Genomic DNA, 20,842 nt, shown 5'->3' on the forward strand with positions numbered 1-20,842 from the left:
CTCCTTTATACTCTTAATTATTCTAAATCTTCAAGTGCTTGAAGATACTGTTTAATTTTTTCTGGCTCCTCAATATGCTTTTTTATTGCTTCATATATATTTTGTCGTTTTTCAAAATTTTGATAAAGACCTAGTTTCTCTTCATAATCTTCTACTAAATCACCAGTTCTTCTTATGTTATCATACACTGCTTGGCGGCTCACATCAAACGTATCTGCAATCTCACTTAAAGAATAATCTTGTAGGTAAAATAGTTCTAGATAGTTTCGTTGCTTTTCCGTTAATAATGATTGATAAAAATCAAACAAGTAATTCATACGTATTGTCTTAATTAAATCATTTTGACTCATCTTTATTGCCTTCATTCTGCACATCCGTGCTATCTGCACCATCGTCAGATGCCTCTGTATCATCAACATTTTGTTCAATCATATCAGCAAATAGTCCATATACATAACTTTCTGGATTAAATGGTTGTAAATCATCTAATTTTTCACCTAAGCCAACATATTTAACTGGTATTTTTAATTCATTACGTATCGCTAAAACGATACCGCCTTTTGCAGTTCCATCCAGCTTAGTTAATACAATACCAGTCACATTCGTAACCTCTTTAAATGATTTAGCTTGGGACAATGCATTTTGTCCGGTAGTAGCATCTAAACAAAGAAGTACTTCATGGGGCGCTTCTGGTACTGCTCTGCCTATCACACGTTTTACTTTTTCTAATTCATTCATTAAATTAGATTTATTTTGTAAGCGACCTGCAGTATCACAAATTAAAATATCAACGCCCTTACTTTTAGCTGCATTGATAGCATCATACATAACTGCAGCTGGGTCTGAACCTTCTTTTTGGCTCATTACTTCCACACCAACACGTTCTCCCCATACTTTGAGTTGTTCAATAGCGCCAGCTCTAAAAGTATCACCAGCTGCTAGCATCACTTTCTTACCTTCAGCTTGATAACGATGTGCTAATTTACCGATTGTTGTCGTTTTGCCAACACCATTCACACCTACCATTAAAATGACATTTAATCCTTCATTTTCAATGTTCATTACTTCTGAATGTTCATCGTCTTGATGATAGATATCTACAATTTTTTCTACGATAACTTCACGTAAATCTTCAGTTTCTGAAATATTACGTCGCTGAGCTTCGTTACGTAATTCTTCTACGAGTTCCATCACTGTATTAAAGCCAACATCTGCAGTTATTAACATTTCTTCCAATGCTTCAAAGAAATCTTCATCAACTTTACGATAACGTGCAATTAAGTTATTTAACTGTTCTTGGAAATTTTCGCGAGATTTTTCTAACCCTGCTCTAAATTTTGCACCTAATTGCTGTGCTTCAATTTCTTCAAAATCCTCAATTGAAATTAATCCGTCATCATCAAAATCAGCTTCTTTTAATTTTTTTGGCTGTTTTGTTTTTTCTTGTGGTTCTTCAGATGTTTGAGATTGTTCTACATCTAATTCAGATTGTTGTTCTTGCTCTAATTCGTCTGGTTTTTGATTTTCTGTAGACGTTGTGAATTTATCTTTTAGTCGTTTGAAAAAGCTCATACTTGTTCCTCCTTAATGACTTCATCAATCGTATTTAAATTGACACTTACTAATTTTGATACACCTGATTCTTGCATCGTTACACCGTATAAACGATCTGAAAATTCCATCGTACCTTTACGATGTGTTATGACAATAAACTGAGTTTGACTTGATAATGCTTTTAAATATTGCGCATAACGTATAACATTGGCTTCATCTAAAGCGGCTTCTACTTCATCTAAAATCACAAATGGCGCTGATCTCACTTTTAAAATTGCGAATAACAAAGCAATTGCACTTAAAGCACGTTCTCCACCACTTAATAATGATAGATTTTGTAGTTTTTTACCTGGTGGTTGGACGATAATATCTACCCCTGCTGATAAATAATCATCATCTGTCAAGCGCAGCTCTGCTTGTCCCCCACCAAATAATGATTTAAATACTTCAGAAAAATGACCTTGTACGGAATGAAAAGTCTCTTTAAACCGTTCCTTAACTTCTTTATCCATTTCTTCAATTAATTGTTCTAATGTCGCTTTGGCTGCTCTTAAATCTGCACGTTGCTCATTCAAGAAAGTATAACGTTCATTGATTTCTTCAAATTGTTCAATCGCATTTAAGTTTACAGGTCCTAATTCTTCAATAGACATCTTCGTTAATTTTACTTTTTTACGCAAACTCTCAATATCTTCTTCTAATGTATATAATTCACTCGCTCGTTCAAAGGTAAGATGATACTGCTCACTTAAATGATCTATCGCATGGTTAATGAGTACATCTAAACGAGATTGTTCTGCTTTAATATCTTGGTAACGGTTTTCAATTGATAAAATATCTTGATTTGCTTCTTCCAACTTACGTTCTGTTGTCTCAATTGTATCATTCAAAGCTTGACGTTGTGATTTAATAGTAGCTAAATCTTCAGTTAATTTTACTTTATTATTTTTACTTTGTTCAATATTATTTTGAATCGTTTCGAAAGCTTTTTCGCCAGTTATTTCATCTGAATTAAATAATTCAATTTGTTCACTCAATTTTTGCTTTTGCTCTTTTAATTGTTTAAGTTGATGATTTAATCTTGATTCAGTTTGCTTTTGAGTATTTAGTCTTTCTTTAATTACTGCTAAATCAGATTGTTTTTGATGTAATTTTTGTTGTATTAACGTTGTACTCTCTTTACCTTCTTTTGATAATTTTGTATAGATATTAATATCTTCTTCTAATTTTTGCAATTGCGCTTGAATTGTTGCTAATTGTTCCTTTTTGTCGTTTAAGGTTTGCTTACTTGTTTCGCTTTGGTAACCATCATTTTTCTCAAATTCAAATTCCTCATGCTCATTTTTTAAATGTGTTTCTTGCTTTCGTAATCTATCCAATTCTAAGTCAAATTCATGTACGTTTTGTTTTATCGTATTATAGTTTTGACTCGTATCAAAATAAGTATTACTTAACGCATCTGCTTCTTCTTTAATAGCTTGGAACTGTTTTTCGAATGAAACAGTTTGTTGTTGATAATCTTCTAATTGTGCACGCATTGTTGAAAGCTCATCTTTTTGAGATAAAATACTTTTAGTTTTACGATCACCACCACCAGTCATGGAACCACCTGGGTTTACAATATCTCCTTCTAACGTTACGATACGTGTTCTATAACGAATTTTTCTAGCTAACTCGTTAGCATTTTTCAAATTGTCTACAATTATTGTATTACCTAATAAATTTTGAATCACATGTTTATAATCATTTTCAACTTGTATCGCATTTGAAGCAACGTTTACAAAGCCAGTTGAGCTATCTGCTATATTCAAAATATCGCTTGCAACATTACGAGGTTGAATGACATTTAATGGTAAAAATGTAGCTCTTCCAAGACCATTTTGTTTTAAATATTGTATTGCTTGACGACCATCTTTTTCAGAATCCACAATGATATGTTGCAGTGAAGCACCTAATGCCGTTTCAATTGCTTTCGTTAAATTCGAAGGCACATGGATGACTTCTGCGACTGCGCCACGGATGCCAGAAAGTTTATTATCTTTCATTTTCAGTATGTGTTTGACACCATTGAAAAAATAACTATATTCTTCTTGCTGTGTCGCTAAACTGTCGATACGTGATTTTAATTTTTCATTAAATCTGTATGCTTGGTGTAATTTCTCTTCGTATTCATTTTGTTGATTTTTAAGTTGTGTTAGTTTTTTCTCATAAGATGCTAAATCACTTTCCGCTTTTTTCAACTCTTTTTTCGCGATGGTACTTTGTTTCTCAGTTTCAGTAATTTGATTTTGAATATTTTTCAAATCTTTATAAGCATCTAACAAGCGTGAATCTAATCGTGATTGTTTCGTTTCATTTTCTTGAATCGTATGCTCTAAAAAACGAATATCATTATTGACATCTGATTGTTCTGACATAAGTTGATAGTATTTATCTTTTATTGACTCTAACTTTTCATCATGTTGTTCATCGGATACATAAAGCTGTGACTCATATTGTTGTATCTCTTCATTTAAATCTGTTTGTTTGGATTTTAAATGTTTTATTTGGTCTTTCACTTCTGCTTGCTCTTGCTTTATATTTGTGACTTGTGTCTCTAGACTTTCTTGTTCTTCTTCAAATCGTGCATTAGTTTGTGATTGATTTTTCTTACGTTCCTCTAACACATTTAACTGTCCAGCAAATTTTTCAACTTCTTCAGTTGCTTTAACCAGTTTAAAATTTAAAGATTCGATTGTTTCGTCTAATTGTTGACGTTCAGATTTATATTGATTTAATGATTGTGTGTGTTGTACCTTTTCTGCATCTTTTGAAGCTTGTTGACTTTTTAAGCGATTGAGATTTTCGTCTAGCTCATAAATATTTTGATTATATTGCTCAATATCATAAACAGTGACTAGCACATCACTTTTTTCCATCTCATTAGATAAGTGTTTATATTCTTTTGCTATTGCAGCTTCTTCTCGTAATGGTTCGACACGACCTTCTAAATCAAATAAAATATCTTCTACACGCGTCAGGTTGTCTTCTGTTTGATCTAATTTTTGCACAGAAGTTGCCTTTCTTTTTTTATATTTTAATACACCTGCAGATTCTTCCAATATTTGTCTTCTATCAATTGGCTTTGCATTAAGAATTTCATCAACGCGACCTTGAGATATTATACTGAATGCTTCTTTTCCTAATCCCGAATCTAAAAATAATTCTATAATATCTTTAAGTCGTGACCGGTCATTATTTAAATAATATTCACTTTCCCCACTTCTATATAAACGGCGAGTGACTACTAATTCTTCTGTATCAACATTTAATTTACCTGTACTATTATCTAATTTTAATTTTACTTCAGCAAAATTTTGAGCTTTTCTATGCTCTGCACCAGAAAAAATAATATCTTCCATTTTAGCGCCACGCAATGATTTCGCGGATTGTTCGCCCAATACCCACTTTATTGCATCTGTAATATTACTCTTACCACTACCATTAGGTCCAACTATTGCCGTGACACCTTCATCAAACTGTACATTTGTATGTTCAGCAAATGATTTAAATCCAAAGGCATCAATAGATTTCAAATATACCATGCTATTCTCCTTTAAAGTGTTTCTCAGATGCGAGATAAAAACTACGCAATACAGTTATGCTCATGCTCTCGCTTCTATATGATTAGTGCATCAATAAATTTGGCACAACGACTTGCAGTTATTACATTTCCACCAAATAATATCCACAATTAAAGACATGTAATAAATGCATTATAGACTAATCTCTTAGAAATACTTTTACATCAGTTCTTAACTCATGCTACATAAATTACAATTTTGTACAATATGCGATAAATCACGTGTGAGCTATATCACACTAAACAATTGCACTGTTATTAAACTTCTTTATTTTTCAAAAGTTTATATGCACTTTCTGCTGCTTGCTGTTCCGATTCTTTTTTCGTTTTGCCTTTGCCAATCGCAACTGGCTTGTTTTCTAAGATGACTTCCGACGTAAATAAACGATGATGTGCAGGCCCTTCTTCATTTATTAAACGATAAGTAACGTCACCTTTGTTTTGTTGATGCACATATTCTTGAAACTGTGTTTTAAAATCAACGACGCCATCAAGTTTATCTCCTTCAAAAAATGGAAAAATCACATTTTCAGCAAATTTCCAAACAGCGGCTAGTCCTTGGTCTAAATATAATGCACCTACAAAAGCTTCAAATGCATCTGATACGAGTGAAGGCCTTGTTCTGCCACCTGTTTTTTCTTCTCCTTTACCTAATAAGATAAGGTCGTGTAATGCAATTTTATTCGCGAATATTACAAGTGAAGGCTCACAAACAATTGTCGCACGCATTTTAGTTAAATTACCTTCAGGTAACTCTGGATATTTATCAAACAAATAGCGTGAAACCGTCAATTCTAATACCGCATCTCCTAAAAACTCTAAACGTTCATTATGATCTAATCTGTCCATGTTAAAGTCATTAATGAAGCTCGAATGCGAAAATGCTTGTTGGTATAAATTTACCTGATTAAAATTCAAATTTAATTCTTGCATTTTTTTGGAAAACTTTTCTTGGAATGCATGAACCATTTCTTTCTTTTTATGATTCGTCAATACTTTTCCACCTCAATCTAATGTAATTTTGTATATACTTATGCCTTTATATTTTACGTGAATTTATTATAAAACAAAAGGGAAAACTGCTAATAATACGTTCATTTTATCATATATCGTACACTTAACTTTTTTAACGAATACTCATAATATTATTGCTGAAATTAACCATTTTTAATAGAAAAAAATCTGAGCCGTAAAATCCACGACTCAGATATTGGTTTATTATTTTTCCATACTATTGATAAAGTTAACTGCGTCACCAACTGTGTTGATTTTTTCAGCTTCTTCATCTGGAATTTCAGTACCAAATTCGTCTTCTAATTCCATAACTAATTCAGCAATATCAAGTGAGTCAGCGCCTAAATCATCTTTGAAAGATGCATCTTGAGTTACTTTTTCAGCGTCAACACCTAAACGGTCAACGATGATATCTTTTACTTTGTCGAAGTTTTCCACGTCGATTCACCTCCTTTTAAAAGTCTATGATAGACTTTTATATTTTCCCATTTTATCCATTGAAATACAAGTAGTATTTCGACGAATTACATACTTAAAGCATGACATACATATATAAGACACATCAAGTAATGTTAAAATGGTGTTTTTCACACGTTAACACTATTCCATGAACATGCCACCATTAACATGTATTGTTTGACCAGTAATATATTTTGCTTTGTCTGAAGCTAAAAACGCCACTGTATTTGCAATATCAGTATCTTCACCGAATCTTGATAATGGAATTTGTTGAAGCATTTGATCTTTTAAATCATCTGTTAACGCATCTGTCATGTCAGAAACAATAAATCCTGGTGCAACAGCGTTAACTGTAATATTTCTTGAAGCTAATTCCTTCGCAGCAGATTTAGTCAAACCAATAACGCCTGCTTTTGTCGCCACATAGTTTGCTTGACCAGGATTACCGACTGCACCAACTACGCTAGATAAATTGATGATTGAACCACTTCTTTGTCGTAACATTTGTGGTGTTACTTTTTGAATACAGTTAAATACACCTTTTAAATTAGTGTCGATAACGTCATCCCATTCACTTTCTTTCATACGCATCAATAAATTATCTCTAGTTATACCTGCATTGTTAACTAATACATCGACTGTACCAAATTGGCTTACAACTTCTTTAATCATTGCTTTTACTTCATCACCATTGGCAACATTAGCTTGAATTGCAAAACTTTCTACACCTTTAGCTTTGATTTCTGCTACTACAGCTTCTGCTTTTTCTTTATTACCTGCAAAATTTACTGCTACGTTATAACCTTCTTCAGCTAATTGAATTGCTATACTACGACCGATACCTCTAGATGCCCCAGTTACTAATGCATTTTTAGTCATTTTCATTCCACCCTTTTACGTCTTCTAATGTTTTAATTGAAGTGAGTTTAACATCTCTATTTATTTTTTTAATTAGACCTGAAAGCACTTTACCTGGTCCAATTTCTATAAAATGATCTACACCTTGGTCGAGTAACCATTTTGTAGAATCTATAAATTGAACCGGAGAATATAATTGCTTAATCATATTTGATTTAATTATTTTAGCGTCTGTTTCACCTTTAGCATTTACATTTTGAACAACTGGATAATGCGCATCGTTCCACTCAAATTGCTCGATATAATTTGCAAAATCTGATTCAATGACTTGCATCATTGATGAATGAAATGGTCCAGAAACGGCTAAAGGCATCACACGTTTAGCACCCATAGATTTTCCTTCAGCAACGAGTTGATCTATCAAAGTTTTATGTCCTGAAACCACAATTTGTCCAGGTGCATTTATATTAGCAGGTTCTATGATTTCGTCTTCTGTTGAAAGTTGTTTACAAATATCATCAACTTCACTGTAATTTAAACCTAGTACAGCCGCCATGCTACCAACACCATCAGGAAAAGCTGCTGACATTAATTGTCCACGTTTACGTACTATTTTTACCGCATCTTCAAACTTTAATACACCGCTCGCTACTAAACTTGCGTATTCACCTAAGCTATGCCCCATTGTATAATCTGCATTGATCTGATTTAACGCCTTTAATAGTGCAGTGCTATGCGTAAGTAATGCTGGTTGTGTATTTTCAGTTTGGCCTAACTTATCTTCGGCATCTTCAAACATTGTTTCTAAAATATCAAAATCCAATTGTGCTTGCGCTTCATTTAGAATTGATGTTGCTGCATCATTTTCATTAAACAAATCACTAGCCATACCTACTTTTTGTGACCCTTGTCCAGGAAAGATAATCGCTGTTTTACCCATTTTTTGACCCCACCGTTTCTCTCATTGTATCTACTATATTTAATTCTCCGGCAACCTTAGCTTGACGAATTGCTGAATAAAATGCCTTGGCATTAGAACTACCATGCGCTTTAACAACGATACCATTCAATCCCAGTAAAACTGAGCCACCGTATTCTGCATAGTCCATTTTTGTAGTTATCTCATTTAAATCTTTACGCAAGACTAATGCTGCCAACTTATTTTTAAAATTACTTAAAAGTGTGGTTTTCAACATTTTTCCTATAGATTTTGCTACACCTTCTAGATTTTTTAAAATCATATTCCCAGTATACCCATCCGTAACAACGACATCTGCAGCATCATCCATTAATACTTTAGCTTCAACATTACCAGCAAAATGAAAATCTTGTTGTTCTTCCATTAGATTAAATGCTTTTTTAGTTAATGTATTCCCTTTGGCTGCTTCAGTTCCTATATTAAGTAATGCTACAGAAGGTTGTTCAATATTACGTATTTTTTGTGCATAAATATTGCCTAATTGCGCATATTGCAATAAATGTTCTGCTTTAGCATCTGCATTTGCACCAACATCCATAAATACAAAACCTTTACCTGAGACAGTCGGTAAAGTAAGCACTAAGGCTGGTCTTTCAACACCTTTAATCCTACCAACTATAAATAATCCTGCTGACATTAAAGCACCTGTATTCCCAGCTGATACACAACCATCCGCTTCTCCAGATTTTACTGCTTCAGCCATGCGCACCATGGAACTATTTTTTTTTCGTTTAATTGCTCTTACAGGTTCATCTTCCATCGTTATTGCTTCTGTACAGTGACGCACTTCCACTCGACCGTGGTTAATATTACATTTATTTTGATCACCAAATAATATAATTTCTAAATCTTTAAAATCATTGACCGCTTTTTCAACAGCTTCTAAAACGATGCCGGGCGCATCATCGCCACCCATCATGTCGATAGCTATTTTAACCATTTTGTTCATCCTCACTTGTATAATACATTTTGAAGGTACCTCTAAATACTAAAGTATCTTTGACATACGAACTTACTTTTATCTTAAAATATTTATTAGTTATTTCAACAGCTTGTGCTTCAGCACGTACCGTATCATTTAATTTAACTTGTTTTAAAAATGAAACGTTACTTTCTTTAGTTAAAACGATTGGTTTATGTATAAGTGCCACACATAATGAATTGGCCTGTGCAAACAACACATGACCTCTGGCAATCTTATTTCTTGTAAATACTGAATCTTCATCAATATTAATCAGAGATGTTGCTTGATGATCAGGTTCTACGTTAATCACATCACCTATGATTTCACTTCCGTCAATAGACCGAATACTTTCGTAATTTTTTCGAGCAACGGATTTTATTCTTTTTCTCAACTCAGGAATATTTAAGTGTGTACGGTCCAATCTTATTGTTTGGATACTGACTGAAAAAAGACTACTTAAATCAAGATCAGTAATAAAGGGATTTTTTTCTATTTCTTTTTTAATTGCTTCACGACGTTCTTGTTTTTTTAATTTCATAGTTTACTACTCCCCAATTTTAGTACCAAGTCTTAAACATTCCTCACATATCATAACACTTTCTATTTCAATTGCTCAACTAAAAACATAAGACTTTCTATAATATATCAGTTAAAACTGAGCATCTTTATTGTTAAAACAAAAAAGTTTTTTGTAGTTAATATATAATTAAAAATAATAGTATGTTAAATTATATAAAAATAATATGTATAATTTTAAAAATTCTTAACTATCAAGAAATTTTTAAGAAATAAATAGATCATACATTCCAATTCAAAGGGGTTGAAAACATTGAAAAAAGTAGTGACCAATACATTACTATCAGCAACATTTTTTGCAGCTATCTCTACTCAGTCCAACGCAAAAGAACTAAATAGTATCATTCCTGAACGCTTAGAAAGTTCAACTGAAACAGAAATTTCCAATAAAATAGATGTAGAAAATTACCTTCAAAACAATGCTACGTCTATGCTTAACAATAATAATAAAACGAAAACGGAATCAATTAATAAAAATGCTTTCAAACAATATAAAGTAATCAATAGCAATACTGATTCAACTGGCGTTTCGCATTATGAATTAAAGCCAAAAATCAATAATGTATTAGCAGATGATAGTACGATAAAAGTCCATGTCAACCGAGATGGTAAGGTATCACTCATTAATGGGCATATACACAGACAACATATCGACGTTAAAAACAAAGTAAACATTTCATCTTCTCAAGCAGAAAAATTAGCCTTTAAAGCGATTGGTAAAAAAAGTAATGATGTTGCAAACATAGATGGCTTTAAAATAGTGTCTAAAAACAAATTAGATATTAATAGTGAAAAAGAAAGATTTATACATAATATTGAATTAAATTACGTATCTCCAAAACTTGCGCATTGGCAAATACAAGTGGATGCTAGTACTGGGGAAATATTAAAAAAACAAAATGTGATTGAACATGCTTCGGAAGAAGGTTCTGGTATCGGAGTGAACGGGGATAAAAAATCACCACTTAACGTTTCTAGTAACGGTGGACAATATACTTTAAATGATACAACTACAGATACGCATATTAATACTAAAAGTGCCGATGAAACCATTGATCGGTTTTCTCCTATCACTCACGATTCAAAACATTTTGATGAAAAACAACAACGTCCGGGTGTCGATGCACACTATTACGCAAAAGCAGTTTATGATTATTATTTAAATACGCACGGCAGAAATAGTTACGACGGTAATGCTGCTGACATTAATTCTATCGTACACTTTGATAAGAACTATAATAATGCTGCATGGACTGGACAATATATGGTTTATGGTGATGGTGATGGTCAAACATTTAATCCTTTATCAGGCGCTAAAGATATTGTCGCTCATGAATTAACGCATGCAGTGACAGAAAGAACTGCTAATTTAGAATATGCAAACCAATCTGGTGCGCTCAACGAATCTTTTTCAGATGTTTTTGGATATTTTATAGATCCTGATAACTGGTTAATGAGTGAAGATGTATATACACCCAAACAAGATGGTGATGCGTTAAGAAGCTTAAAAAATCCAGAAAAATATGATCAACCAGCACATATGGACCAATTTTATACTGGCTCTGAAGATAATGGTGGTGTTCATATTAATAGTGGTATTCCAAACAAAGCAGCATATCTTACTATACAATCTATTGGTAAAGATAAGGCTGAACAAATATACTATCTAGCATTAACGCAATATTTGACATCCAACGCTGAATTTTCTGATGCTAAAATTGCTTTAAAACAAGCTTCAGATGAATTATATGGTCATGATAGTACCGAATCAAAGTCCATAGATCAAGCGTGGACTAATGTAGGGGTTGATTAGTAAATATTAAAAAACAGCAGTTTAGCGAAACCCGTACTAAATTGCTGTTTTTTTATATTATTTGGTTAATCGAAGCTTGTATATAGTAAATTATCTTCTACAAAAGTTCTTAGCCTTTGATACTCATCTTCAAAAAATGCACCAGATTGTATTAATTCTGCTGCTTCATCTCTTGCTACTTCTAACATTTTGTAATCTTCAACTACATTGGCTACTAAGAAATCAGGTAATCCACTTTGTTTTACACCAAAGAAATCACCAGGTCCTCTCATTTCTAAGTCGCGTTCACTTAATTCAAAGCCATCTGTTGTTTGGGTCATTACATTCATACGTTCTATTCCTGTTTCTGTTTTAGGAGAAGCGATTAATACACAATAGCTTTGATGTTCACTTCTACCAACACGTCCTCTTAATTGGTGCAAAGTCGATAATCCAAAACGATCTGCATCGTAAATCATCATAAATGTTGCATTTGGTACATTAACGCCCACTTCTACAACAGTTGTAGACACTAATATATCAATTTCGTGCTTACTAAATTGTTGCATCACTTGATCTTTTTCTTCAGAAGTTAATTTACCATGAAGTAATCCAACTTTTTCAGTACCATAATAAACTTGTAAAGACTCGAATAATTCAACAACATTTTGTACATCTTCTAAATGCTCTGAACTTTCTATCAATGGACAGATCACATATGCTTGTCTACCTTTTTTTAATTCAGCAGACATTTGTTTTAATACACTTTCATATGCTTCATGCTTAGACCAAGAAGTTATAATAGGTTTCCTACCTTTTGGTAACTGTTTGATTGAGGATACATCCATCTCTCCAAAAACTGAAATCGCTAATGTACGTGGAATAGGTGTCGCTGTCATAAACAAAACATTTGTCATAGCACCCTTCTCTCTCAACAATTGTCGTTGATTGACACCAAAACGATGCTGTTCATCTGTAATTACAAGACCGACATTATTAAACACAACATCATCTTGAATAAGCGCATGTGTTCCAATAATGCAATCTATCTCATTTTGCTCAAGTTGTTCCAACAAAATTCTGCGCTTTTTCCCTTTAACTGAACCTGTTAGTAAAGCAATATTCATTCTGTCACCAAATATCTCCGCAAGACTTTCAGCGTGCTGCTCGGCAAGTATTTCCGTAGGTACCATTAAAGCAGATTGATAACCTGCCGTTTTTAATGCAAACATACAAATTGCAGCTACTACTGTTTTCCCTGAGCCAACATCACCTTGTAATAATCTATGCATACGGATGGGTGCTTTTAAATCTCTAAATATCTCATTGACACTTTGTTTTTGTGCGTCGGTTAATTCAAATGGCAAACTTGCTATAAAATTTCTAACTAATTGAATATCATAATCAATTTCGATTGCCTCATCTGAAATTTTTTCCAATCTATTTAGCCATTGCATTCTTAGTTCAAACATAAATAATTCAATAAATGCGTATGTTCTTCTAGCTTTGAGTAATGAGGTTTTATCAGGCGCAAGGTGCAATGTTTTGATTGTATCTTCTAGCGTTTCTAATTTATATTTTGCTCTTAACGAATCTGATATCCATTCATGAATCGTGACATGTCCTAATACTTGCCTAATCATATCACGTAGTGGTTTTTGCTTTATACCCTCTTTAATTCGATAAATGGGTTCAAATTGTACATCATCCATCGCTGATTGATTAAAAAACATTCGATTTCCGTTGATTTCTTGCTTGTTTCTATTCCATTTACCTTTAATCGTAATCGTTTGGTGTAATTCTAATTTGTTTTTCAGATAAGGTTGGTTAAAAAACACGCATTTTACAGCAATATTGTTAACCATTAGATGAACTGTAAGTTTAGATTTATTCCTACCAAAAAAAGCGACAGTGGGTGTTGAGTATACTTCCCCAACAACAGTCACCATCGCTTGATCTTCTGCTTCATTCAAGTCAATTACAGTATTGTCTTCATAACGCGTTGGTAGATATAAAATTAAATCCTCTACTGTATAAATGTTCAATTCATTTAATACCGCTAACCTTTTCGGACCTAAACCCTTGATTTGAGATAAAGGAAATGGACTTTCTATTAAATTGACTTTTGACATTTTAATCACCAAATATTTCTTGTTTTAAACGCTGTCCTGTCGGTGTACCTGCTAAACCTCCACGACCAGTTTCACGCAATGCTGAAGGCATCGTTTGCCCTATTTTATACATCGCTTCTATAACTTCATCTGTCGGTATTCTAGAAGTTACACCTGCTAATGCCATATCTGCTGATACGATTGCATTAGATGCTCCAGCTGCATTTCTTTTTACACAAGGTACTTCTACTAAACCAGCTACTGGGTCACATACTAAACCTAGCATATTTTTCAAACAAATTGCAAAAGCTTCAGAAGATTGTTGAGGTGTACCACCTGCGAGTTCAACTGTTGCACCTGCTGCCATAGCTGCAGCAGAGCCAACTTCAGCCTGGCAACCTCCTGCCGCACCTGATATCGATGCATTATTTGCTACAACAAATCCAAATGCACCTGAAGTAAGTAAGAAATTTAACATATCTTTACGCGTAGGTTCTAGTCGTGGTTTCAAACCAAATAGAACGCCGGGAACTACCCCAGCTGAACCAGCTGTTGGTGTAGCACAAATTTTCCCCATTGCAGCGTTTACTTCATTTGTTGCTACTGCTTTACTCACAGCGTCTAATAATGTTGCACCAGATAAAGATTTACCTGTTTTTAAGTATTCTTTGATTAAAACAGCATCTCCACCTGTTAAACCAGTCGTTGAAGTAACACCTTCTAAGCCTTCATCTAAAGCATTTTCCATAGTTTGTAAATTCTTATCCATATGTGCATATACTTCTTCTTCTGATAGACCCGTAACTTCCATTTCTTGCTCGAGCATCACTTCATATATTTTTTTATTTTCTGTCTCACATTTTTCAATGAGTTCTTTCACACTTTTAAACATTGATAACCCTCCATTAGGCGTCGCCCATGAGTGAAACTGTCACTACACCATCGACGTTTTTTATTTTTTCTATTATTTCATCATTGATAGCATCATCTAATTCACAAGTCATTAATGCTTGGTCACCTTTTTCTTTTCTTGAAACTTGCATGCTGCCAACATTAATACTGGAATCACCTAAAATATTAGCTACGCGTCCAATCGTACCGAATGTATCTTTATGGAATACTAAAAGTGCTGGATAATTGCCACTAATTGCAATACTAAAACCATTGATTGCAACAACCTCTATTTTACCACCACCGATAGATACACCTTCAACAGAAATTTCTTTTTCTCCGTCTCTCATATTAATAATTGCAGTATTTGGATGAGAGCGTTCTTCTGCCATTTCAATAAAATTTACTTTCATCCCAATTTCTTCAGCAGTTTCCAAACTTTTTTGGATTCGATCATCGTCTGTATCATATCCTAATAAACCACCTACAAGTGCAACATCAGTACCATGACCCTTATATGTTTCCATAAATGAGCCATACAAATATATATCAACTTGTTTTGGTATTTCATTAAATAAATCTTTAGCTACTAACCCAATTCTGACTGCACCTGCTGTATGTGAAGATGATGGACCAACCATTGTTGGACCAATTATATCGAAAACTGTTTTATATTTCATAATGGATACCCCACCCTTATTTTTAATCATTCTAAAGTGTTGCGCTTACATTTTATTTGCACCTTTATTATTATAACAATTTAAGTTAACATTATAAACTAATTTTGGTTGTACTGCTTTTAATTTAAAATTGTTACAAATTGCACACTATTGTGAATTGAATATACATATAAAAATAGTGAAAATAATTATTTTTCACAATAAACGTTAATAAATTAAACATAACAATCTTGTATATACTTTTTAAAAATTTTAAATCTACCAAATGTTTTATTTTACTTCAAAAATAAATATACGTAACTAGATATGAAACATACCTAATTACGTATATTGATAGAAATTTTTGTCATTATCAACAAACTAAAATTATTCAACGGAGAACAGATATTGATATACTGGCTGATCACCTTGATGTTGATCTAGTTCAATGTCTGGATATGTTGCTTCAATCCAAGATTCAACATTGGATGTTATATCACCATTGGCATCTTCACCGATAATCATAGTGATGATTTCACTTTCATCAGTAATCATTTGAGACAATAGTTGCTTAACTGTCTCAAATTCGTCTTCATTACTTGTGATAATTTTATCTTCGATTAATCCCATAAATGCATCTTTTTTAATTTCTACACCATCAACTTTAGTATCTCTCACCGCGTAAGTAACAGAACCAGACGCTATCACTTCTAATGATTCAACCATACGTGCTTTATTGTCAGTTAGCTCGTCGGATTCATCAAAGTTAAATAATGCAGCTATTCCCTGTGGTATAGATTTCGTAGGAATGACAACAGCTTCAGCATCTACGATTGTTGCAGCCTGTTCACTCGCCATCATAATATTTTTATTATTTGGTAAGATGATTGCACGTTTACATTGTGATTGTTCAATCACTTTTACAATATCTTCTGTAGACGGATTCATTGTCTGGCCACCACTTATTAAATGTGTCGCACCCATGGATTTAAACAATTCAGATATGCCTTCTCCCATAGATATAGCGATGACTGCAGTGTCTACTGTTGAAGTTTCTTGATTAGATTGTTGTGCATTTGTACCTTTTTGTTCTTTTTTTACAACTTCACGATGTTGTTCACGCATATTCTCAACTTTTAGTTTAATTAATTCACCGTATTGCTGACCGTAATTAAAAACATCTCCGGGTTTTTCAGTATGTACATGAACTTTTACAATTTCATCATCATTAATAACTAATAAAGAATCACCAAATTGGCTCATCTCTTCTCTAAAAGTATTTTCATCGAATACTTTTTTATTAACTCCAAAACGAACCATCATTTCGGTACAATACCCATAAACAATATCTTCAGTATTAATCACACCGTGGAAGTCATGTTCTTCATTTACTAAAGTTTCTGTATCTAATTTTGGAGTTTCTGCAGTTACAGTTTCACCTTTTAACGCTTTTAGAAAACCTTCATAAACGATGACTAATCCTTTACCGCCACTGTCAACTACACCAACTTCTTTTAATACAGGTAATAAATTAGGCGTATTTTCTAAAGAAATATGAGCTTGTTCTATAATATATGTCACAAGTTCAATGCAATCTTCTGTTTCCTGTGCCTTTTGTATACCTGCATCCGCAGCATCTCTAGCAACAGTTAAAATTGTACCTTCTACTGGTTTCATAATTGCTTTGTATGCAGTGTCAACACCAGCTTTAAAACTGTCTGCTAATTGTTGTGCATTAATTTCACTAAATTCTTCTAAATTTTTACTAAAGCCTCTAAAAAGTTGTGATAAAATAACACCAGAATTACCTCGTGCACCCATTAATAAACCTTTTGAAAAGGTTTTACCTAACTCACCTATATGTTGAGATAAATTCTCTTCTACAGCTTCTCTACCTGATGTCATAGTTAAGTTCATATTTGTCCCAGTATCACCATCTGGAACCGGGTATACATTTAATGAATCTACTAAATCTGAATGATTAGATAAATTTTGTGCCCCTTGAATAATCATTTCGGCAAATAATTTACCATTTATTTTACTAACCATCTCGTTATGTCCTCCTAGTTTTTCTTGCCATTATCCACTCGTACGCCTTGTACAAATATATTAATTGAATTTACTTTAACTTTTAATGTTTGTTCTAATGTATATTTGACAGTTGATTGAACATTGCTTGCAACTTCTGATATCTTCGTACCATAACTTACAATAATGTACATATCAACATCCAACACACTATTTTCTTCTCTCACAACAATGCCTTTTGCATAATTTTCATAGCCTAATATTTCAGCAATTCCATCTCTTACTTGTTGTCTAGAAGCCATTCCTACAATGCCATAACATTCTACTGCTTTACTACCCACAACTGAAGCTATTACTTCGTTTGAAATGTCTATGCTACCATAATCATTTGTAATTTCTAATGTCATTTTATTGGGCCTCCTAGTTTATGGTTCTTACTTTATTTTTGATACTTTAAAACTTTTTATTAAGATTAAAAAATACAATATTATCCATAGTTTACAATTATATCATAAAATGAGTGTAACAAAAGTAGAAGCTATGTAAAGAAATTTTTTTCATTTTATTGCCATTATTTTTTTTATGTGGTACATTATTCAAGTATGTAGTAGATATGTGTATTTATATTTATTAAAGGAGGTACTTTCATGGGCAAACAATGTTTCGTAACAGGTCGCAAAGCTTCAACTGGAAACAATCGTTCACACGCTTTAAATTCTTCTAAAAGAAGATGGAATGCTAACCTTCAAAAAGTTAGAATTCTTGTAGACGGAAAACCTAAAAAAGTTTGGGTTTCTGCACGTGCTTTAAAATCTGGTAAAGTAACTAGAGTTTAATAAATATAATGCACGAAAAAGACCAATCCTTATGTGGAGGATTGGTCTTTTTTTGTTTGAAATTAAATTTACTACGATGTATCAATCTTTACTTTTAATCATTAACACGCTACCTGAATGAATAGAAACAATGCCCTGTGGTTTTATTAATTCATTAGATATTGTCAATGTAGAACCTAGCTGTAAAGATGCTTGTTTCAATTCATATTTAAAATTGATTAATGAAATAACTGTGGGATATGCAATAGGAATAAATGATATATATGGGTAATTTAAATCTCTATCGATATGATAGTCTTTAGCAGAAAGATATGAAATTTCATTTTGTTGATCAATGATTTTAATATTAATTTGTTTTTTTGTATATTCTGGCTTTTCTAATATTTGCATTGCACCCATAAAATGGTCTAAACGCCCTCCGGTTGCACCGTAAACACATATTTCACTATAACCTGAACTTATAGCTTGTTCGATACCTAATGCTAAATCAGTGTCATCTTTTTCAGAATTATATGGATTAATTGCTAATTTTTCAGTCAAATAATCCTTTTCTTCTTTAGTTATTGAATCAAAATCACCGACTGCAAATTGTGGCATAATCCCTGATTCAATCAAGATTAATGCACCTCGATCAATCCCTATCCATGCCTCATTTGTTTTATTTTGTAAAATGTTTTCTGGTAAATTTCTTGCACCGCATAATAAATTGACTTTCATTGACTTCAACCTTTCAATGTTTGCGTCACTTGTTTATAATCCTTTTGTTTAAAGAAATATGAACCAGCTACTAACATAGTAGCACCGTGTTCGATTACAGTTGCAACTGTTTCTTCGTTAATACCACCATCAACTTCAATTTCAAATGATAAATTTAATTCTTTCTTCATCTTGTCAAGTTGATCTAATTTATCAATACTTTCTTGAATGAAAGTTTGTCCACCAAATCCAGGATTGACTGTCATGACAAGTACATAATCCACCATTTTCAACACTGGAATAATCGCATCAACCGATGTACCTGGGTTAATGACTACACCAGCTTTTACATTTGTCTTTTTAATTTGTTGTATCACTCTGTGAATATGTGGCGTTGCTTCTACATGTACTGAAATCATATCTGCTCCTTGCGTTGCAAAAAGCTCTACATATTTTTCAGGTTCTTCTATCATTAAATGTACATCTATTGGTAAATCAGTACCCTTCCTAACTGCTTCTAATATAGGTAATCCAATTGAAATGTTTGGAACAAATTGGCCGTCCATCACATCAAAGTGCACACCATCAACACCTGCATCTTCCAAAGCCTTTAATTCCTTTTGTAATTGTAAAAAATCAGCTGATAATAATGATGGATATAATTTTGCCACTTAATATCTTTCCTTTCTGTTTGCAATTTCTTTAAATAATTGTAAATAATGCTCATATCTAAAATGAGCTATATTTCCTTTTTCTATTTCATTTTTAACGTTACATTTGGGTTCGTTTATATGGTTGCAGTCTCTAAATTTACATTGTTCGCCATATTCATTGATTTCCATGAAATAATGTTTCACTTCATCTTTTTGAATATGATTAAAATCTAGCGCACTAAATCCAGGCGTATCAGCTATAAAGCCATTTTCTCGTTCAAATAACTCTACATGTCTTGTAGTATGTCTTCCTCTATTTAAGGCTTTAGATATATGTTGCGTTTCAATATCCAATTCTGGAAAATATTTATTTAATAACGTAGATTTCCCTACACCTGACTGACCGCTTAATACCACTAGTCCTTCACCCCATTGTGAGAAAACCTCACCAATATGGTCTTCAACACTTATAAATTGTGTATTATATCCCATCTTTTCATAAACTTTTAGTGTCTGCAATATTGTATTTTGCATGTTAGGTGAAGTAATATCCCGTTTTGTTACTAATATGCGAGGTCTCATATGATAAGAATGTGCTATTACTAAAAATCTATCCAATAACTGAGTTGAAAATTCAGGCTCTACTGCACTCATCACTAATACAAGATGATCAACATTGCTAACTGGTGGTCTTTTTAATTCATTTTTTCGTTCATGAACATGGTGAATATAGCCCTCTGTAATATTTTCAACTTCAAAATCTACAACATCACCAACTATAGGCGAAAATTTATTTTTTCTAAATAATCCACGTGGTTTTGTGTCATACATTTCTCCATTTACATCTACACGATATACACCACTTAATGATTTTATGATGCGTCCTGTTTTCACTTAGGCACCCCTCTTTTTAAAGCTTTACATACTATATTATAGCAAAGGCTTTTTAATTTAAATACGATTTGAGACTATTTCAGTTAAAAATAAATAACAGAGCATTATAACTACGAGCAATCGTAGAAATAACACTCTGTTATAAACGTTTTTTAAAAGCAGTACGCTGTGCATAAGCGCAACTAAACTCTCTTCGCTTTGCTCCATTCGCCTTTCGGTTCGCTGAAGCCTTTGACTTCTGCATAAGCGCAACTAA

The 20,842-nt window shown here is 32.9% G+C and carries 19 protein-coding genes; 2 read left to right on the forward strand and 17 right to left on the reverse strand.

Features of this window, described 5'->3' with window-relative positions; all coding sequences use genetic code 11:
• Positions 1 to 17: 17 nt before the first annotated feature.
• The 9 genes from KA824_RS07625 to fapR all read right to left on the reverse strand — a co-directional run bounded on the left by KA824_RS07625 (position 18) and on the right by fapR (position 9,988).
• Positions 18 to 350 carry a putative DNA-binding protein gene (locus KA824_RS07625; protein ID WP_040030561.1) on the reverse strand — a complete coding sequence of 111 codons (333 nt, stop codon included), beginning with the start codon at positions 348 to 350 and terminating at the stop codon, positions 18 to 20.
• Positions 337 to 1,572 carry a signal recognition particle-docking protein FtsY gene (gene ftsY, locus KA824_RS07630; protein WP_107384511.1) on the reverse strand — a complete coding sequence of 412 codons (1,236 nt, stop codon included), beginning with the start codon at positions 1,570 to 1,572 and terminating at the stop codon, positions 337 to 339. The genes KA824_RS07625 and ftsY overlap by 14 nt, the downstream gene beginning before the upstream one ends.
• Positions 1,569 to 5,138 (reverse strand): chromosome segregation protein SMC, encoded by a 3,570-nt coding sequence (gene smc, locus KA824_RS07635; RefSeq protein WP_107504895.1) that lies wholly within the window; start codon positions 5,136 to 5,138, stop codon positions 1,569 to 1,571. The genes ftsY and smc overlap by 4 nt, the downstream gene beginning before the upstream one ends.
• Before the next feature lie 296 nt (positions 5,139 to 5,434).
• Positions 5,435 to 6,145 carry a ribonuclease III gene (gene rnc / locus KA824_RS07640; RefSeq protein WP_432595665.1) on the reverse strand — a complete coding sequence of 237 codons (711 nt, stop codon included), beginning with the start codon at positions 6,143 to 6,145 and terminating at the stop codon, positions 5,435 to 5,437.
• Positions 6,146 to 6,394: 249 nt separating this feature from the next.
• Positions 6,395 to 6,628: an acyl carrier protein gene (locus KA824_RS07645; protein ID WP_019467939.1), complete on the reverse strand. Its 234-nt coding sequence runs from the start codon at positions 6,626 to 6,628 to the stop codon at positions 6,395 to 6,397.
• Positions 6,629 to 6,790: 162 nt separating this feature from the next.
• Positions 6,791 to 7,528, reverse strand: coding sequence for a 3-oxoacyl-[acyl-carrier-protein] reductase (gene fabG, locus KA824_RS07650; protein ID WP_107384508.1), 738 nt, complete (start codon positions 7,526 to 7,528; stop codon positions 6,791 to 6,793).
• On the reverse strand, positions 7,521 to 8,447 hold the full coding sequence (gene fabD / locus KA824_RS07655; protein WP_107384507.1) for an ACP S-malonyltransferase: 927 nt from the start codon (positions 8,445 to 8,447) through the stop codon (positions 7,521 to 7,523). Before fabD ends, fabG begins: the two co-directional genes overlap by 8 nt.
• Entirely contained in the window at positions 8,440 to 9,426 is a 987-nt protein-coding gene (gene plsX / locus KA824_RS07660) for a phosphate acyltransferase PlsX (RefSeq protein WP_107384506.1), read from the reverse strand. Before plsX ends, fabD begins: the two co-directional genes overlap by 8 nt.
• Positions 9,419 to 9,988 (reverse strand): transcription factor FapR, encoded by a 570-nt coding sequence (gene fapR, locus KA824_RS07665; protein WP_107384505.1) that lies wholly within the window; start codon positions 9,986 to 9,988, stop codon positions 9,419 to 9,421. Before fapR ends, plsX begins: the two co-directional genes overlap by 8 nt.
• Before the next feature lie 291 nt (positions 9,989 to 10,279).
• Here fapR and KA824_RS07670 point away from each other — a divergent pair, with 291 nt between their 5' ends.
• Positions 10,280 to 11,839 (forward strand): M4 family metallopeptidase, encoded by a 1,560-nt coding sequence (locus KA824_RS07670; protein ID WP_181187475.1) that lies wholly within the window; start codon positions 10,280 to 10,282, stop codon positions 11,837 to 11,839.
• 65 nt (positions 11,840 to 11,904) lie between these two features.
• Here the strand turns inward: KA824_RS07670 and recG are convergent, their stop codons facing one another.
• The 5 genes from recG to KA824_RS07695 all read right to left on the reverse strand — a co-directional run bounded on the left by recG (position 11,905) and on the right by KA824_RS07695 (position 17,914).
• Positions 11,905 to 13,950 carry an ATP-dependent DNA helicase RecG gene (gene recG / locus KA824_RS07675; protein WP_107384630.1) on the reverse strand — a complete coding sequence of 682 codons (2,046 nt, stop codon included), beginning with the start codon at positions 13,948 to 13,950 and terminating at the stop codon, positions 11,905 to 11,907.
• 1 nt (position 13,951) lies between these two features.
• The gene (gene sdaAA, locus KA824_RS07680) at positions 13,952 to 14,821 is read right to left on the reverse strand and encodes an L-serine ammonia-lyase, iron-sulfur-dependent, subunit alpha (RefSeq protein ID WP_019467946.1); all 870 of its coding nucleotides are present in this window, start codon (positions 14,819 to 14,821) and stop codon (positions 13,952 to 13,954) included.
• A gap of 13 nt (positions 14,822 to 14,834) precedes the next feature.
• Positions 14,835 to 15,500 (reverse strand): L-serine ammonia-lyase, iron-sulfur-dependent subunit beta, encoded by a 666-nt coding sequence (gene sdaAB / locus KA824_RS07685; protein WP_040030555.1) that lies wholly within the window; start codon positions 15,498 to 15,500, stop codon positions 14,835 to 14,837.
• 366 nt (positions 15,501 to 15,866) lie between these two features.
• On the reverse strand, positions 15,867 to 17,528 hold the full coding sequence (gene fakA / locus KA824_RS07690; protein ID WP_107384631.1) for a fatty acid kinase catalytic subunit FakA: 1,662 nt from the start codon (positions 17,526 to 17,528) through the stop codon (positions 15,867 to 15,869).
• Between the two features lie 14 nt (positions 17,529 to 17,542).
• A complete protein-coding gene (locus KA824_RS07695; RefSeq protein ID WP_019467949.1) occupies positions 17,543 to 17,914 on the reverse strand; it encodes an Asp23/Gls24 family envelope stress response protein in 372 nt (123 codons plus the stop codon).
• A 240-nt stretch (positions 17,915 to 18,154) separates the two neighbouring features.
• On the opposite strand from KA824_RS07695, the gene rpmB reads away from it, so the two are divergent.
• Positions 18,155 to 18,343, forward strand: coding sequence for a 50S ribosomal protein L28 (rpmB, locus tag KA824_RS07700; protein ID WP_002483503.1), 189 nt, complete (start codon positions 18,155 to 18,157; stop codon positions 18,341 to 18,343).
• An 81-nt stretch (positions 18,344 to 18,424) separates the two neighbouring features.
• On the opposite strand, the gene KA824_RS07705 is transcribed toward rpmB, so the two are convergent.
• The 3 genes from KA824_RS07705 to rsgA are packed head-to-tail and all read right to left on the reverse strand — an operon-like array spanning position 18,425 to position 20,586.
• Positions 18,425 to 19,060, reverse strand: coding sequence for a thiamine diphosphokinase (locus KA824_RS07705; RefSeq protein WP_107384632.1), 636 nt, complete (start codon positions 19,058 to 19,060; stop codon positions 18,425 to 18,427).
• A gap of 5 nt (positions 19,061 to 19,065) precedes the next feature.
• Complete coding sequence (gene rpe / locus KA824_RS07710) at positions 19,066 to 19,710, reverse strand: ribulose-phosphate 3-epimerase (RefSeq protein ID WP_107384633.1); 645 nt, start codon at positions 19,708 to 19,710, stop codon at positions 19,066 to 19,068.
• Positions 19,711 to 20,586 carry a ribosome small subunit-dependent GTPase A gene (rsgA, locus tag KA824_RS07715; protein ID WP_107384634.1) on the reverse strand — a complete coding sequence of 292 codons (876 nt, stop codon included), beginning with the start codon at positions 20,584 to 20,586 and terminating at the stop codon, positions 19,711 to 19,713.
• Positions 20,587 to 20,842: the final 256 nt, after the last annotated feature.

Source organism: Staphylococcus sp. GDY8P198P, from assembly GCF_017891615.1.
In the GTDB taxonomy this organism is placed as follows: domain Bacteria; phylum Bacillota; class Bacilli; order Staphylococcales; family Staphylococcaceae; genus Staphylococcus; species Staphylococcus cohnii.

Excerpts from the sequence above, each read along its gene's own strand:
- KA824_RS07625 (WP_040030561.1), bottom strand. The coding sequence starts at position 350 with ATGAGTCAAAATGATTTAATTAAGACAATACGTATGAATTACTTGTTT.
- ftsY (WP_107384511.1), bottom strand. The coding sequence starts at position 1,572 with ATGAGCTTTTTCAAACGACTAAAAGATAAATTCACAACGTCTACAGAA.
- smc (WP_107504895.1), bottom strand. The coding sequence starts at position 5,138 with ATGGTATATTTGAAATCTATTGATGCCTTTGGATTTAAATCATTTGCT.
- rnc (WP_432595665.1), bottom strand. The coding sequence starts at position 6,145 with ATGGTTCATGCATTCCAAGAAAAGTTTTCCAAAAAAATGCAAGAATTA.
- fabG (WP_107384508.1), bottom strand. The coding sequence starts at position 7,528 with ATGACTAAAAATGCATTAGTAACTGGGGCATCTAGAGGTATCGGTCGT.
- fabD (WP_107384507.1), bottom strand. The coding sequence starts at position 8,447 with ATGGGTAAAACAGCGATTATCTTTCCTGGACAAGGGTCACAAAAAGTA.
- plsX (WP_107384506.1), bottom strand. The coding sequence starts at position 9,426 with ATGGTTAAAATAGCTATCGACATGATGGGTGGCGATGATGCGCCCGGC.
- fapR (WP_107384505.1), bottom strand. The coding sequence starts at position 9,988 with ATGAAATTAAAAAAACAAGAACGTCGTGAAGCAATTAAAAAAGAAATA.
- recG (WP_107384630.1), bottom strand. The coding sequence starts at position 13,950 with ATGTCAAAAGTCAATTTAATAGAAAGTCCATTTCCTTTATCTCAAATC.
- sdaAA (WP_019467946.1), bottom strand. The coding sequence starts at position 14,821 with ATGTTTAAAAGTGTGAAAGAACTCATTGAAAAATGTGAGACAGAAAAT.
- sdaAB (WP_040030555.1), bottom strand. The coding sequence starts at position 15,500 with ATGAAATATAAAACAGTTTTCGATATAATTGGTCCAACAATGGTTGGT.
- fakA (WP_107384631.1), bottom strand. The coding sequence starts at position 17,528 with ATGGTTAGTAAAATAAATGGTAAATTATTTGCCGAAATGATTATTCAA.
- KA824_RS07695 (WP_019467949.1), bottom strand. The coding sequence starts at position 17,914 with ATGACATTAGAAATTACAAATGATTATGGTAGCATAGACATTTCAAAC.
- rpmB (WP_002483503.1), top strand. The coding sequence starts at position 18,155 with ATGGGCAAACAATGTTTCGTAACAGGTCGCAAAGCTTCAACTGGAAAC.
- KA824_RS07705 (WP_107384632.1), bottom strand. The coding sequence starts at position 19,060 with ATGAAAGTCAATTTATTATGCGGTGCAAGAAATTTACCAGAAAACATT.